This is a genomic window from Paenibacillus paludis (genome assembly GCF_042610515.1).
Classification (GTDB): Bacteria; Bacillota; Bacilli; order Paenibacillales; family Paenibacillaceae; genus Paenibacillus_AQ.
On sequence record NZ_JBGJZP010000015.1, the window covers coordinates 155,232 to 171,289 of the forward strand.

A 16,058-nucleotide genomic window follows, 5' to 3' on the forward strand; every position below is an offset into this window, starting at 1 on the left:
ATAATATCCAACTCGCTTTCTGTTAATTTGAATGTTTGTCTTATGTGAAGGCCGCGCTCCCCTTCATTATAAGGGAAGCGCCATGCCAATGCACATTTTACTGAATGCTGATGATGTCTTTATCGCCTACAGCCACTTTACCCGACTTCTTCAAGGTAACCGTGGACCCTTCAGGCAGATTGGAGAAGATGACCGGTGAAATAACGGAAGGCGCATGGGCTTTCACGTATTCCAGATCCACTTCCATAATCGGCTGTCCTGCAGCTACCAGGTCGCCTTCTTCTACAAGAATCGTGAAGCCTTGGCCTTTAAGCTTTACAGTATTAACACCAATATGCACGAGCACTTCCTTGCCGCCGTCGGACATAATCCCGATAGCATGCTTGCTCGGGAATACATTGAACACTTTACCGTATACCGGTGAAGCAATCTTGCCGTCATCTGACAGGAAGGCGAAGCCGTCACCCGTCATCTTCTGGGAGAAGACAGCATCTGGAACCTGCGTAATATCAAGCAGCTCGCCATTTACCGGGGACACGATGTCCTCAGGAATAATTGCTGCGCCTTCTTCACCGACCTGCTTCTCAAGCTCAGGCTGCGGTGCGGCTGAAGCAGCTGGTATTCTGCCGTTCATGACATCCTGTATCTGTGACTTGATTGTATCTGAACGTGTACCAAAGATCGCCTGAACGTTATTACCAACCTCAAGCACACCGGAAGCACCCAGCTTCTTCAGCCGGTTCTTATCTACGCCTGCCTTATCCTTAACCTCGACGCGGAGGCGGGTGATGCAGGCGTCCAGATGGGTGATGTTTTCTTTGCCGCCCAGTGCGGACAAAATGTTGCGCGGCAGATCATCACCGCTTGTAGATACATTCCCCGTGTTGACGTCTTCCGAATCATCGGATGCATCTTCACGGCCCGGAGTTTTCAGATTGAACTTCCGGATGACATAGCGGAATCCAAAGTAGTAAATCACGGCAATAACCAGACCTACCGGGATAACCAGCCACCACGCAGTACGGTTCGGGATAATACCGAACAGCACATAGTCGATAAAGCCGCCGGAGAAGGTCATTCCGATCTTAACATGAAGGATTTGCATAGTCATAAAGGAAAGACCTGCAAAGACAGCATGCACTGCGAACAGAAGCGGAGCTACGAACAGGAATGAGAATTCCAGCGGCTCTGTAATCCCTGTCAGGAAAGAAGTAAGGGCTGCAGAAACCATCAAGCTGCCGACAATCTTTTTGTTCTCAGGTTTGGCTTCATGGTAGATCGCCAGTGCCGCTGCCGGCAGACCGAACATCATGAACGGATATTTACCTGTTGTAAATGTACCCGCTGTGAAATCCACCCCGTCGCGCAGCTGCTGCATGAAGATCCGCTGATCCCCGCGTACCAGTTCGCCGGCTTTATCGACATAACTTCCGAACTCATACCAGAACGGCGAATAGAAAATGTGATGCAAGCCGAAAGGAATCAGTGAACGCTCAATGACACCGAAGATAAAGGCCGACAGCGTCAAGTTCGTGTTGATCATGCTTTGCGACACATAGTTCAGGCCGTGCTGGATCGGCGGCCAAACAGCCGTCAATACAAGACCAAGAATCAGGGAGGTTACTGCCGTCATAATCGGCACAAACCGTTTACCCGCAAAGAAACCGAGATACGACGGCAATTCTATGCGGAAGAACCGCTTGTACATCGACGCGGCCAGTATCCCGACCAGGATACCGCCGAAAACCCCTGTCTGCAGCGTCGGTATTCCCAAGACACTGGAATAGGAGAAATCCTTCCAGGTCAATACATAAGCGTTAATGCCCAGTACCGTTCCCATGGTTACATTCATGACGAGGAAACCGATGATTGCCGCAAGACCGGCAACCCCTTCACCACCGGCAAGACCGATGGCTACCCCGACCGCAAACAAGAGTGACAGGTTATCAAAAACAATCTGTCCCGAGTTCATCAAAACGTTGGCAACGGCCTGAACCCCGCTGTTTTCCAGTGCCGGTACGTATTGGAGGAAATCCGGGTTAACCAGCATGTTGCCGATCCCGAGCAGCAAGCCCGCCGCAGGCAGGATGGCTACAGGAAGCATAAGCGCTTTACCGACTCTTTGCAAAACGCCAAACAACTTTTTGAACATTTAGGCCACTTCCTTAATAGTAATTTCGCACAAACAGGAAACCAAAAAAGGCATGAGCAACACAGCATTAAGGTTTGTCTCTCTAACACTAAGGTTAGATTGCCCCAGCTTGGGGCCTGACAACCAAAATACTGTAAATCACTCATGCCTGATCGTATCAGTTACACGTAGGTATTCTGTTTTATTGGAACAGGGAACATTGTAGCACCGATTTTTTGAAGTTGCAAGCATGTTTTTGTAAGGGGTTCATTTCAACCCTCATGCTGCTCCATATCCTCTTCATCCTCTTTCTTCTGGGCCAGACGCTGCAGATGAATAGTCAGGTAGCTCACTTCAGCCGGATATACCGGAATACGCACCCGCTGCTCAATGACCTTAGTCAGCTTCCAGGCCAGCATGTACATTTCAGGATATTCGCGCTTCATTAACCCGTCAAGAGAAGAAGTCTCCCGCACACTCTCACCACGGCGCAGTCTTTCCAGAACAAAACGCAGGTGGGTGACCAGCCGGGAATAATCCAGGGAATCCCGCGGAACATGATAACTCAGATTATCCTCCACCAGCCCCACGAGATCACCGATCAGCACGGAATGCTGCTTCACCTCGGAGATATGACGGTTGCTCAATGCGCTTACAATATGCAAAGCAACAAAACCGATCTCATCAAAAGGCAACGTTACCCCCATCGCCTGATTGATCCGCCCGACCGCATATTCGGCCAGACTGTATTCCTCAGGGTAAATTTCCCTGGTTTCGTACAGAAACGGATTATGTATGGCGATATCTTGTTCATGACGGCGGATGGCAAATGAAATATGGTCAGTGAGTGCAATATGAATATGTTCATTCAGCGGTTGGCGGCTGCTCTGCATGATATGCAATACAATCTCCTGAACTACCTCGATCAGCTTCTCGTCCACCTGCGGAACGAGCTGCTTGTATTGCTCCTGCTCCTCCTGGCTGCGGAGAATAAACATCTTCTCCACGGAAGACAGACTGATCCGATCACGCATTTTCCGGTTAAAGCCTATGCCCTTTCCGATCACCACAACCTCGGCGTATTGGGGATGCTCGGCAATAATCACATTGTTATTGAGTACCTTAGCCACTGTTATGCTGCTCACTGCTTACACCTCTTTGAATTCTGAATACCTTTGCCGCTGCGGCAGCTGCATAACTTGACAGCATGTGTAGATTATACTTGGCTACCGCCATAACATCAAGATTTCAGATGTGGAAGAGGCTGGATCATTTTACCCGGAAGGTTCTGCCCGAGTATTTATAGACCAGGAATAAGGCGATGGTCATGTAGGCTACCGTGGTCAGCAGTACCATTCCCGCAAAATAAGCCGGAGTGCTCTCCAAGCGGAGGCACACAATGGTTGCAGCCAACACAATGCTGTTGACAATGGTGAAGAACGGATTCTTCAAATTCAGCTCTGTGCTGTAAGGCTGGAAAATATAATACATGAACAAGTGATGCACGGAGAAGAACAGGGATAAGCCGAGGATAGCCCCGCAAAAACCAGCTGCATCCGCAATCCCCCAGGTTTCATCCGAAAGCAGAATGAGCAGATTCACAGCTATACAAATAGCTCCGGCCGGAATCAAATTCAGAGCGGTTATTCTCAGCAGGCGAATCCGGAAATTGCTCAGCACCGCCGTCCGTTCCCGGTAGAATCCATACCGCAGCAGACTAATGTCGCAGTTGTAAAACATGGCTTTGCAGACCTTCTCACCGATCGAGGTAAAATTCATAATAAATACAAAATAAGAAAGGCTGCCGATTAAAAAATGTGACATCTTGGTAAACATTGCCGGTGAGACCATCATCGACAGCAATCCGGCTGCGAACAACACGCCAATGATGAGCAGCCGCCGCTGAATCGGCTGTATTAAAAAACGTTTATGCCGGGAGAAAAAGATCGCATTCAGGTAAGCATAGCCGCTTTTCTCCTGAAATTGACCGGGACTCAGCTGTTCCGCTGAAAAATCCTTTTCTTTCGTCTCGACATCCTTCACTCTCGATTCCTTCATCATACGCCCCATATCCAGCAGCGGATCGTCTATTTTGGTCACGGCATCAACCGCACTGCGGTAACGGGGATAACGCGCAATATAAACGGCGGCAACCACTCCTATAGCCGCAATGGCTAAACCCGCCGGCAGGTTGAACAACATAGCGCTGTCCACGAAGGACACTTCTGCATACAGCAGAGCATAGGCAAGCGGAAATCCCACGCCTATGACGGTCCACACCCACCCTGTTTTTTTGACAAGCACAATGTCCGTATGGTCGAAGAGCCATAAATGCAGCGCCTCACTTCCCAAGCGCCAGGCAGTTAACAGCAGGGCAAGCAGCACTCCCTGCCAGACCGGGGCCTGCAGCAATGAAGCGAAGAGGCACATGGCCGGTATATAATAAACAAAGAAACTGAAGGTCCGAAGCGACAGAGTAGCGTGCATGTACTGATCAGCAGGCAGCCGCATCAGCTTCACACAAATATATTTGTCCCGCTTCGGTTCCAGGATGACCGCATTTGAAACTGCGGCTACGACACAACTGATTATGACCAGCACTTGCAGATAGAGCTGATACTGTTCAGCAGGCGGCAGTTCCTTGCCGATTGTGATCACCGGCCAATAGACTACAATTCCCAAATAAGCGAATTTGGTCAGAAAGCCCCATATTATCTTCAGAATAAGCACGATTACAGTCAGCGTCTTTTTGAGTCCTGTCCGGGAATACAAGTCATTCTTTGCCATCTTCCCAATTACCGGCAACCGCTGGAGATAATAGATCAGCCGGTTCGCCCCGGATGCGCCCCTGATATCCAGTATGGTGTTCAGCGTCTTAATCATTGCTGCCCTCATCCTTTAGCAAGGTTATGATTCTCTCCTCGAATTCCGGGCTGTGCAGAGTGTCGGCAGGAATCTCCTGGAGTGTCCCGTTATTCAGGATAACGAGTTCGTCGCACAAGTCGGCTGCAAGCTGCAAAATATGGGTGGAGAAAATAATGATATGATCCTGCTTCATCTCCCGCAGCAGCTTCTTGATCTCCAGTGCCACCACAACGTCAAAAGAAGTCAATGGTTCGTCCAGCAATATCAAGGGCGGACGCGTAATGATAAAGCAGAGCATTTGGATCTTGTTCTTCATGCCATGAGAATACCCTTTGATCAGCCGGTGGCGGTCCTCCTGCTCAATCCGGATAATGTCGAAATAGTCTTCGATGCTTTTGCCAGGTTCAATCTTGTCGCGGTTGATATCCATATAGAATTTCACAAACTCATAGCCTGTAAGAAATTCCGGCAGGATGGGCAAAGAAAACACATACCCGATATCCGCCTCGCGAAGCGGACTGCTTACTTCGTTTTCCCGTAAAAAAGCCCCGCCGCTGTCCATTCCAATCTCCCCGCTCAAGCAGTTGAACAGCGAGGTTTTACCGGCACCGTTGCGGCCCAGCAGACCGTAAATCTTGCCTTTTTCAAAAGTGTAGTCAATGCCTTTGAGCACTTGTTTATCTCCGAAGCTCTTACGGATGTTATCCAAGAGCAGCTCCATACGAAGTTCCCCACTCTCCATAAAATTCAAGGTATGACAGGCAATGCGCCTGTCATACCTTGAGTTATCCCGCATTATCCTTCAAGTTTATCAGTTGGAACCACTGGCACTGCCGGTACTGTAGGTACTGCAGGTACTACCGGTACCGCAGGTGCAACCGATACTGCCGGTCTGTGGTCCGGAGTTCCCGTTTTTCCTTTAGTCAAACCTTTAATCAATGCCTCTACATCAATTCCCGAGACACTCTTCAGCATTTCCGGTGCCGTCGACATCAGCTGGGTCACATAATTGCTGACCCGCGCCGCTCCTTCACCATTGCCCGTATCCACCACAGTGAGCTTGTCGATGGATGCCAGCGGCTCGGCAATTTTACCGGCCAATTCAGGCAGCATCTTCACGATGATGTCGAGCACGGCAGCTTCGCCGAATTTCTGGAACGCTTCGGCCAGCTTCTCTTTGGCTTCTGCTTCTGCGAGACCACGCAGGCGGATAACTTCGGACTCCGCTTTACCTTTAGCCAGCTCTGCGTCGGCTGTTGCCTGGCCTTCCAGGCGTTTCTGCTCGGATGTTGCCTTCGCCTGGGTCTCAATGCTGTACTGCAAGGCATCGGCTTCACGCATCCGCTTGGCCTTATCGGCTTCTGCCGCCTGTTCCACTGCGTAGCGGTCGGCTTCCGCTTTCTTCTTCACTTCCGCATCGTACTGCTTCTCGCGCACCTGTATTTCTTTGGACTGCAGGTCTATCTCGCGTTCCTTGCGAACCAGTTCGACCTTCATCTGCTCTTCCACCACCGTCTGCTTGGCGCGCGCCTCCTGGATGTGATAAGCCTGATCGGCTTCCGCCTTGGCTGTATCCTGATCACGTTTAAAGGCTGCAACCTTCAGCTGATTGTCCTTGGAGGCTTCGGCGATGTTCGTATCCCGCAGCAGTTCAGCCTTCTGCCCTTGCTCCTCGGCGTTTGCCTTCTGGATCCGCGCATCCCGCAGCGCTTCCGCTTCGGCGATTTCTGCATCCCGCTTCACTGCAGCAATCCGCGGTTTACCTAGAGCTTCCAAGTATCCGTGCTTGTCGCGCACATCTTTGATGGTGAAGGAGACAATCTGCAGTCCCATCTTCTTAAGATCGCGCGCTGCTACACCCTGAACCTCCTGGGCAAACCGGTCACGGTTGCGGTAAACCTCTTCCACAGTCATTGAGCCGAGAATCGCCCGCAGATGCCCTTCAAGCACTTCCTGCGCCTCGCTCTTCAGCCCTTCTATCGGCTTGCCCATGAACTGTTCGGCTGCCGTTGCCACATCTTCGGTAGAACTGCCTACCTTGATAATAGCCACACCATCGGCGATAACCGGCACCCCTTGCTCAGTGTATACCTCCGGTGTCGTCACATCGAGCTTATGCGAAAGCAGAGACATGAACTCGGCCTTCTGGAAGACAGGCAGAATGAACGCCCCGCCCCCGCGGACTATCTTGATTTTACGGCCCGAGCCATCATCTGAGATATGATTGCTGCCGAGAAAGGAACCGGTGACAATCATTCCTTCATCTGGTCCGACCGTCTTGTAACGTGCCCAGAACGCAATCCCAAGCACCAGCAGAACCGCTACAACTACAATAGGAATAAACAAATAATCTGGAATGTCTAAGCCTAACATTAAGAATCCACTCCTTTTCTCTCTTCAAATTCAGTTACCAGCGCAACACCTTCCCGGACCTCTACCACTACAACCTTAATCCCGGCCGGGAGGGAAAGCTGCTCAAAGCTGGCTGCCGTATGCAGGCTGTTGCCTGCGCCGAACTTTACCATGATTTCGCCATAGCCCTGTGTCGGAATAGGAACGGTAATTTCTCCGATCTTGCCAGGCAACTCGCTCATGGAGAATCCGTTTGACATCTCGCTTTTGTCCATCGGTTTGACGACTCCCAAGTAAAGAACCACCCCCATAAAGGCTGCGATCAGCAAGGACAAGGCAAGAACAGCGCCATCTTCCAGCCTGCTGTAACGCGTGAGCAGAATACCTGCTCCGCCAAATACGGTGACTCCCCCGGCCAGCACAGCAGGGTTCAGGAAATCAAAGGAAGCTACATCAAATATCCCATCCAAAACATTGCCGATCAGATCTCCCACAACTACGCTGACTACGGCAAAAATGACGCCGAGCGCCAAACAGCCCAAATACAGCGTTTGCATTATTTTCTCCTCCCGTCTATAGTTCCGGACTGTCATACTAGTATAAACGTTCAAACCATGTCCTTGGTTTCACAAACTTGGATGATTATCTCAATATTGTATCGTGGAAGCAGCCTTGAACCCAAACCGGCCTATGCCAACAGTTTATGCAAAAAAGCCGTCCCCATTACCGGGAACGGCTTGATTTCCTGCCCGGAGCTGCAGTTCTGCAGCCCCTTTATGATGGCGTTCTTACAGCGCCATTGTATAAATTTTTACGACATCCTCACGCTCCAGCTTGCGGAAATTACCGAACGGTCCGAAACGCACCGCTTTGTCTGCCATATTTCCGATTTCGCTGTCATTGATATCATAGTCGCCCAAGGTCTTCGGCGCACCGATGGAATCCCAGAAGCGGCGCAGTGCTTCAATGCCTTCAAGACCGGCTTCTTCATCGCTTTTGCCGGACGGATCAATGCCGAATACGTTCACGGCCAGCTGGCGGAAGCGGGCAGGGTTCGTACTGAGGTTGTACTTCATCCATTGCGGGAAGAGAATAGCCAAACCGCCGCCATGCGGGATATCGTAGACTGCTGATACGGCATGCTCGATGTTGTGTGTTGCCCAGTCTCCGGCGAAGCCCATGCTGACCATGCCGTTCAGAGCCATTGTGCCGCAGTACATAATCGTTTCACGCAGCTCGTAATTGTTCAGGTCCCCGATCAGCTTCGGTGCCGTTTCAATAACGGTGCGCAGCAGCGTCTCACAGAAACCGTCCTGTACAGGCGTGTTTCCGTCGGTATGGAAATAATGCTCCAGAACATGCGACATGATATCCACCATGCCGTAGACAGTCTGGTCACGCGGCAAAGTGAAGGTGTTCTCGGGATCAAGGATGGAAAATGCCGGGAAGGCATGCACGCTGCCCCAGCCCATTTTTTCCTGGGTGACTTCGTTGCTGATGACAGATCCGTTGTTCATCTCGGAACCGGTAGCCGCCATCGTCAGCACTGTGCCCAGCGGCAGCGCGGCTTGCGGAGCAGCCTTGCGTTCCACAAAGTCCCACATATCCCCTTCATATTTCGCGCCTACCGCAACTGCCTTGGCACAGTCCAGTACGCTGCCCCCGCCTACGGCAAGGATCAGCTCAATGTTGTGCTCCCGGCACAATGCCACACCTTTATGTACAGTGGACAGACGCGGGTTCGGCTCGACTCCGGCCAGTTCGGTCACGACAGCCCCGATGGAATTCAGCTCAGCCAGCACATTATCGTACAAACCGCTGCGTTTGATGCTGCCGCCGCCGTACATCAGCAATACGTTCTTACCGTATTTCGGGACTTCGGTCTTCAAAGCCTGCAATGTTCCTTGTCCAAAAATCAGCTTGGTAGGATTATAAAATTCAAACTTGCGCATATGGGTAAACCTCCATTAGTTGATGAATGTGATGCAATTTCATATTATAGACCTCCGGCGTGCGTCATTCAAATCACAGCGTCTCCCCGTATCACGCCAAGCTGAACGAACTGTATAAGAAAAGCCCCCAAACCTGCATGGCCGGGGACATTAATACTAACATTCAGTTGTTTATAGGGCTCCGAAGCTCTGCACAAACCGGCGGAAAGCGGCTTGTCCTTCCGGTGTCCGTTTGTAGACCCCGGCATGCTCCAGAATATGGGTGAACTTGATACCGACCTCATTCTGCACGATTTTGACAGCTTCTTCGTGGTTGTGACCTGTGCCAAAACGTTCGGCCAGCTCTTGTATCCACGAGGCATGCTGTGCAAGCGCGTGATCAGCTTCACTCTTCACGGCAGCCAGTAGCGGGAGATCTCCGGCAAGCACGCCTGCGATAGCATCCAGCTCTTCCTTCAGTCGTCCCGGCAGAATAGCCAGACCCATAACCTCAATCAGGCCGATGTTCTCCTTCTTGATATGGTGCATCTCCCGGTGCGGGTGGAATATCCCTTCGGGGAATTCCCCGCTGGTCCGGTTGTTGCGCAGCACCAGATCCAGCTCGAAGCCGCCGTCTTCCGCCCGCCGCACGATTGGAGTAACGGTATTATGCGGGGTTTCCACACCGTCAACTTCGCTGAAAGCTAATACCTCAGCCTCAGGATCGCTGTAGGATTTCCAGGCCTCATAGAGATCGTTGCCGCATTCCAGCAGCACTGCAGGGTCTACTCCATGCAAACGCAGGACCGACATCGGCCACTTCACGATGCTGAGGCTGACACCCGGGTAGGAGGCATGGGTGAACGTCTGCTCTTTCGGTGCTTTCTGGATCGGGAAGGTATGGCGCCCGCCCTGGAAATGATCATGGGTCAGAATCGACCCGCCGACAATCGGCAGATCGGCGTTCGAGCCAATGAAATAATGCGGGAAAGCTTCCACAAAGCTGAGCAGACGCTTCAGCGACTCCTTGGTCAGCTTCATCGGCACATGATCGTGATGGAACACGATGCAATGCTCGTTGTAGTACACATACGGCGAGTACTGTAAGAACCATTTCTCATTGTTCAGCTTCAGCGGAATTACACGCAGATTCTGGCGCGGCGGGTGATTCAACCGTCCGGCATAACCCACATTTTCGCGGCAAAGCAGGCATTTCGGATAGACCGGCGGAGGGAGCAGCCGGGCCATGGCGATTTCCTTCGGGTTCTTCTCGGGCTTGGACAGGTTAATCGTCATTTCGATATCCCCGTATGGTGATTCCTGCAGCCAGAACACATTCTTCGAAATCCGGTCCATGCGGATATAGTTGGAATCAATACTTAATTTGTAAAAGCGGTCGGTTGCCGCCTCAATGCCCTTCTCCGCCGAGAGGCTATAGAATTGGGCATTGACTTCAGATGGCCGTGCCATCAGCAGGCCCATAATCTTCGCATCCAGCAGATCACGGTACGTATCGGTATTCTCCGGAATCAGTCCGATTTCGAAGCCATAATCGATCAGAATGTCCAGCGGTCCCTGCGGGCTCTCAAGCGGTGTTTCACTGAATTCAAGGGCATACGGCTCACTGAAGCCGAACTGGTCCAGCAGTTCATTGCGGCTATAGTCAACATCGGCAGGCTGGATCAGCTCCTGGTGCAGCGCAAACAGCACAAGCTGTTCGATGGCATGCAGCGCCTTCTCTCCGGCCGGAGCGGTATTAATATCGTTAGGCATTTAAATTCTCCTTAATGTGGTGTAGCAAGTTGTCTGTGTCCTTTTTGGGGGGCAGCTGGTTCAATAGAATGCCATACTCCCCCGGACAGCCAGGAGTTATTCTTCTCCGTATCCTTGCGGATTCGCTGAATGCCAGTTCCAGGCGCTCTGAATAATATCCTCAAGGTCCGCATGCTGCGGAGTCCAGCCGAGAATGGAACGGGCTTTGTCAGAAGAAGCTACCAGCACAGCAGGATCACCGGCGCGGCGCTCTTGAATGACAACCGGAATGTCCAGCCCGGTCACCTTCTTGGCGGTTTCGATCACTTGTTTGACCGAGAAGCCGAGGCCGTTGCCAAGGTTGAAGATATTGCTTGCACTGCCGCTGCGCAGATAGTTGACCGCCCGGACATGGGCGTCAGCCAAATCGCTGACATGGATGTAGTCGCGGACGCAGGTTCCGTCTTCGGTCGGATAGTCTTCGCCGAAGACAGCAATGCTCTCCCGCTGCTTCAACGCGGTTTGCAGCACCAGCGGAATCAGATGGCTCTCCGGACGGTGGTCTTCGCCAATCTTGCCGCTGGCATGTGCCCCTGCAGCATTGAAGTAGCGCAACGCCACGTATTTGATGCCGAGCACCTTGTCAAACCAGGCCATCATGCGTTCCATCGTCAGTTTGGTTTCACCGTACACATTCGCCGGCTCTGTGCGGTCAGTTTCCTCGATCGGCACCTTTTCCGGTTCGCCGTAAGTTGCGGCCGTGGAGGAGAAGACGATTTTGTCCACACCTGCATGCTGCATCGCTTCCAGCAGACACTGTGTACCATATACGTTGTTGTCATAGTATTTGACCGGGTCCTTCATGCTCTCGCCCACCAGCGAGCTTGCGGCAAAATGGATCACCGCTTCAATCTTGTTCTCCGAAAACAGCTTGGCCAGCAGCGCCTTGTCCCGCAGGTCACCTTCATACAGCTTGCCGCCCAGCAGCGCCTCACGGTGGCCTGTCAGCAAATTGTCGATAACCACAACTTCCTCGTCCCGCTCCAGCAGCTCAGCTACTGTATGAGAACCGATATACCCCGCTCCACCTGTTACCAAAATCGCCATCTTACTTCACTCCTTTCAATTCTTCCACACCATTGCCGATACCGCATACGTAGAATTCGCCTACCAGACCGGATCTGGTGGTATAGGCTTCACCGACTTCACGGATAAAGCGTTCGACATCATCCTCATGCACCAGTGATACCGTACATCCGCCGAATCCCGCACCGGTCATCCGCGAGCCAAGGGTTCCGGGAATCCGCTGTGCTTCTTCAACCATAATGTCCAGCTCCTCGCAGCTTACTTCATACAGATCGCGAAGCGAGACATGGGAGTCATTCATATATTGACCAAACTGCTTCAGGTCATTGTTCTTCAGTACTTCAACCGAGTCAAGCACACGCTGGTTCTCTTCCACTACATGGCGGGCGCGGCGTCTGACGGTTTCATCTGTAATTTTGTGCTGATGGATTTCAAATTGCTGAGGTTTCAGCTCTGCCAGGTAAGACAGGGAAGGAACCTCCTGCTTCAGAATGGACAATGCTTCGTCGCACTGGCTGCGGCGTTCATTGTATTTGGAATCCACGAGACCTCTCTTCTTGTTCGTGTTGCCGATCACCAGCTTGTAGTTGCCGGTCACAAATGGAATCAGGTTGTACTCCAGCGTATCGCACATCAGCAGAATCGCGTGATCACGCTTGCCGTTGGCTACGGCAAACTGGTCCATAATTCCGGAGTTTACGCCGACATACTGGTTCTCCGCACGCTGGGACAGCAGCGCAATTTCTACTGTATCCGTATCCCCACCCAGCAGTGTCAGGAACGCGAAGCCGGTAACCACCTCAATGGAAGCGGAGGAAGAAAGGCCCGAACCGTTCGGAATATCACCGTGGAACAAGAGGTCGTAGCCGCCGGAAACCGGAAGATCCTTCTTCGCCAATTCCACCATGACGCCAATCGGATAATCGATCCATTCCCCTGTTTTGGCCTTGCCGATTTCGCTGTAGTCAATGGACGCTTCGTAAGGAAGATTCGTCGATGCGAATTGAACCTTGCCGTCGCTGCGCGGGCGTACAATCAGTGTTGTGCCGAATTCCAGCGCTGCCGGAAGCACATAACCCCCATTGTAATCCAGATGCTCTCCAATAAGATTGACACGGCCAGGTGCGTAGAAGACGCGTGCCTCTTCGGTACTCTCCCCGTACTTCTCAATAAATTTGCTGTTAAGTTCCTGTATGCTCATTAGTGCCACTCCATCCTTTCGCTGCTCTTGCTTCAACTTGGAATCAGTCTTGCTGCCTTCATGGTTATATTATAATAAAATCAGACTTGCCCTGATAATGCAATCATGTGTGCAATGCATGGATAAATGTGACTTCCGTGTTATAATCGGAGGACGGGCATTTCCAGCGATTACCCGTTTCCAAAGCGGTGACAGCGTTAACTCCAGAAAGGAAGCTTCTTCGTGGAACATACTTATTCCGTAGGGTCAAATCCCGTCTATTATGATAAGCAAAATCTGCATGTACTGTTTGCCGGCGAAAGCCAGACCTTGCCGCTGCATCAGGCCGGTCCCAAAATCTATGATTATTACCTGCTTCACTTCATTGAATCCGGCTCCGGGACCTTCCGCACCGAGCAGCGCAAATATGAGCTGGGACAAGGCGACTGCTTCCTGATCCATCCCGGCCAGCTGGTCAGCTATCTCTCGGACGAGAAGCAGCCCTGGCGCTACCGCTGGGCCGCTTTCACCGGTGCGGAAGCCGACGCGCTTGTGCTGCAGACCGGCTTTACTCCGCAGAAGCCTGTGCTCTCCACCGCCGAAGGCAGTGTCATCCCCGCTGCGATGGCCGGAATGATGCAGGCGTTTTACGCCAATAAGGAGAGCGCCCACCTGACTTCACTCGGCTATCTGTATCTGATCGTCGGAGAAGCCGCTGAGCGGCATATCTCCTCCTCCAGGCTGTCGGGGGCGGAATCACAGGTCAAGCGCACCGTGAAGCAGATGATCCACTATATGGCCTCCCAATATGCTCACCCGGTCTCGATTGAGCAAATGTGCGGCAGCCTCGGCTATAACCGCGCTTACCTGTCGCGGATCTTCAAGCAGGAGACCGGTCTCTCGCCGGTGACCTATCTGCTTAAGCTGCGCATCGAGAAATCGCGCCAGCTGCTGCGGGAACGTCCAGAATTATCCGTAGAGCAGGTTGCGGCATCCGTTGGACTGACGGATGCCCTGTATTTCTCCCGCCAATTCAAACGCTTCTGTGCCCAGTCCCCAACCGCTTACCGCATCTCAACGTCCAGACCCGGGGAGAAGCAGCAAACTTAAGATCTATGTTATTGAGGCCAGAATTCTGTACACCATCCCGAACCCTATAAGACACTGCGGCTCGCGATAGCCGCGTTGATCTCAGTCCACCCGGCAACCCTGCTGAATTCTCTGCACCTTGCCGTGGCCCGCGCTGAACCCTCTCACCTTATTGTGTGATGCGCTGCCACACGGTATCAGGCTGATTAGTTAACCCCGTGTCCCTCCGGAGATAACATGCTGCAAACGGACTCCATAGCCACTATTACGCTGATCCACCTGTCTTTTACACAAATTCGGACCTCAGAGGCGTTATTTTCCAATATCGCGCGTGTTCTGCCACTTTTCAGATAGAATAACGGCTATACGGTCCGTTTGTGTAAGTTTTGGATGTTTCTCCCTGAAATAACGTCCCCTCAGTCCGATTCACACCCCACTTCATCCCCCTCTATTCCCTATGTTATGTCCTATCCCTTTCCCAGGTTATGCCCTATTCATAATTGTCCAACTACGGCAACAGCCCGTCTTCCGGTCAGGAAGCGGGCTGTGCAGCAATAGGCCCCTAAACGGGATGCATATGGAGGCCATAAATGTAGTGGATGCGAAGCTTACACATCACTCTCAGTTTTGAGGATAGTCTCGATCCGATCCAGCTCCTCCTGGGTAAAGTCCGCATGGGACAACGCGGCGATGTTCTCTTCGATCTGGCTCACCCGGCTTGCGCCAATCAGTGCAGAGGTCACTTTGCCGCCGCGAAGTGTCCAGAGGAGCGCAAACTGGGCCAGACTTTGGCCGCGCGTGACAGCCATCTGGTTAAGGGCCCGGATCTTGCGCTGCACCTCCGGTGTAATCCGGCTTTCATTCAGCGCGGTGGATGGGCCGGCCGCCCTTGAATCCTCAGGGATGCCATTCAAATATTTATTGGTCAGCAGGCCCTGGGCCAGCGGAGTAAACGCAATGCTGCCGATACCGTTCTCTTCCAGCACATCCTGCAGTCCACCTTCGATCCAGCGGTCCAGCATCGAATACCTCGGCTGATGAATCAGAAGCGGAGTGCCGAGACCCTTCAGAATGCTGACCGCCTCCACAGTCTGCTCCGCCGTATAGTTGGATAATCCGATATATAGCGCTTTGCCTGACCGCACGGCATAATCCAGCGCGCCCATTGTTTCTTCCAGCGGTGTCTCCGGGTCCGGACGGTGAGAATAGAAAATGTCGACATAGTCCAGTCCCAGCCGTTTCAGGCTCTGATCCAGACTGGACAGCATATATTTGCGCGAACCCCATTCCCCATAGGGTCCAGGCCACATATAATATCCCGCCTTAGTAGAAATTACCATCTCATCACGGTAGGGGGAAAGGTCACGGGCGAGCACCTTGCCGAACAGTTCCTCTGCCGAGCCTGCGGGCGGGCCATAATTATTGGCCAGATCAAAATGGGTAATGCCGAGATCAAACGAACGGGTAATCATCTCCCGGCCATTCTCATAAGTGTCGATCCCGCCAAAGTTATGCCAGAGTCCCAGTGATATCGCCGGAAGCTTCAGTCCCGATCTGCCAGAGCGGTTGTATTGCATAACTTCATACCGTTCATCGCTAGCCACATATACCATTGCTTATCCCTGCCTCTCGTATCCTCAGTTGTCACATTACCCTATTTTAAACCACTGGC

General features: G+C 52.1%; 12 protein-coding genes. 1 reads left to right on the forward strand and 11 read right to left on the reverse strand.

Going from position 1 to position 16,058, the window contains the following annotated elements; translation table 11 throughout:
• Positions 1-97: 97 nt before the first annotated feature.
• From ptsG to ACAN56_RS24775, 10 genes are all read right to left on the reverse strand, one after another.
• Positions 98-2,152, reverse strand: a complete 2,055-nt coding sequence (gene ptsG, locus ACAN56_RS24730; protein ID WP_379146105.1) for a glucose-specific PTS transporter subunit IIBC — start codon at positions 2,150-2,152, stop codon at positions 98-100.
• 251 nt (positions 2,153-2,403) lie between these two features.
• A complete protein-coding gene (gene glcT / locus ACAN56_RS24735) occupies positions 2,404-3,276 on the reverse strand; it encodes a glucose PTS transporter transcription antiterminator GlcT (protein ID WP_038588235.1) in 873 nt (290 codons plus the stop codon).
• Between the two features lie 124 nt (positions 3,277-3,400).
• Positions 3,401-5,014: a hypothetical protein gene (locus ACAN56_RS24740; protein WP_379146106.1), complete on the reverse strand. Its 1,614-nt coding sequence runs from the start codon at positions 5,012-5,014 to the stop codon at positions 3,401-3,403.
• On the reverse strand, positions 5,007-5,717 hold the full coding sequence (locus ACAN56_RS24745; RefSeq protein WP_038588230.1) for an ABC transporter ATP-binding protein: 711 nt from the start codon (positions 5,715-5,717) through the stop codon (positions 5,007-5,009). Before ACAN56_RS24745 ends, ACAN56_RS24740 begins: the two co-directional genes overlap by 8 nt.
• 74 nt (positions 5,718-5,791) lie before the next feature.
• Positions 5,792-7,369: a flotillin lipid rafts scaffold protein FloT gene (gene floT / locus ACAN56_RS24750; RefSeq protein ID WP_052091932.1), complete on the reverse strand. Its 1,578-nt coding sequence runs from the start codon at positions 7,367-7,369 to the stop codon at positions 5,792-5,794.
• The gene (locus ACAN56_RS24755; RefSeq protein WP_379146107.1) at positions 7,369-7,905 is read right to left on the reverse strand and encodes an NfeD family membrane protein; all 537 of its coding nucleotides are present in this window, start codon (positions 7,903-7,905) and stop codon (positions 7,369-7,371) included. The genes floT and ACAN56_RS24755 overlap by 1 nt, the downstream gene beginning before the upstream one ends.
• 231 nt (positions 7,906-8,136) lie before the next feature.
• Entirely contained in the window at positions 8,137-9,300 is a 1,164-nt protein-coding gene (locus ACAN56_RS24760) for an iron-containing alcohol dehydrogenase (protein ID WP_341119800.1), read from the reverse strand.
• Positions 9,301-9,471: 171 nt separating this feature from the next.
• On the reverse strand, positions 9,472-11,052 hold the full coding sequence (locus tag ACAN56_RS24765) for a UDP-glucose--hexose-1-phosphate uridylyltransferase (RefSeq protein ID WP_038588220.1): 1,581 nt from the start codon (positions 11,050-11,052) through the stop codon (positions 9,472-9,474).
• A gap of 96 nt (positions 11,053-11,148) precedes the next feature.
• A complete protein-coding gene (gene galE, locus ACAN56_RS24770) occupies positions 11,149-12,138 on the reverse strand; it encodes a UDP-glucose 4-epimerase GalE (RefSeq protein ID WP_379146108.1) in 990 nt (329 codons plus the stop codon).
• A gap of 1 nt (position 12,139) precedes the next feature.
• Positions 12,140-13,318: a galactokinase gene (locus ACAN56_RS24775; protein WP_379146109.1), complete on the reverse strand. Its 1,179-nt coding sequence runs from the start codon at positions 13,316-13,318 to the stop codon at positions 12,140-12,142.
• A 222-nt stretch (positions 13,319-13,540) separates the two neighbouring features.
• On the opposite strand from ACAN56_RS24775, the gene ACAN56_RS24780 reads away from it, so the two are divergent.
• Positions 13,541-14,407: an AraC family transcriptional regulator gene (locus ACAN56_RS24780; protein ID WP_379146110.1), complete on the forward strand. Its 867-nt coding sequence runs from the start codon at positions 13,541-13,543 to the stop codon at positions 14,405-14,407.
• 587 nt (positions 14,408-14,994) lie between these two features.
• Here ACAN56_RS24780 and mgrA read toward each other — a convergent pair.
• Complete coding sequence (mgrA, locus tag ACAN56_RS24785; protein WP_379146111.1) at positions 14,995-15,999, reverse strand: L-glyceraldehyde 3-phosphate reductase; 1,005 nt, start codon at positions 15,997-15,999, stop codon at positions 14,995-14,997.
• Between the last annotated feature and the right edge of the window lie 59 nt (positions 16,000-16,058).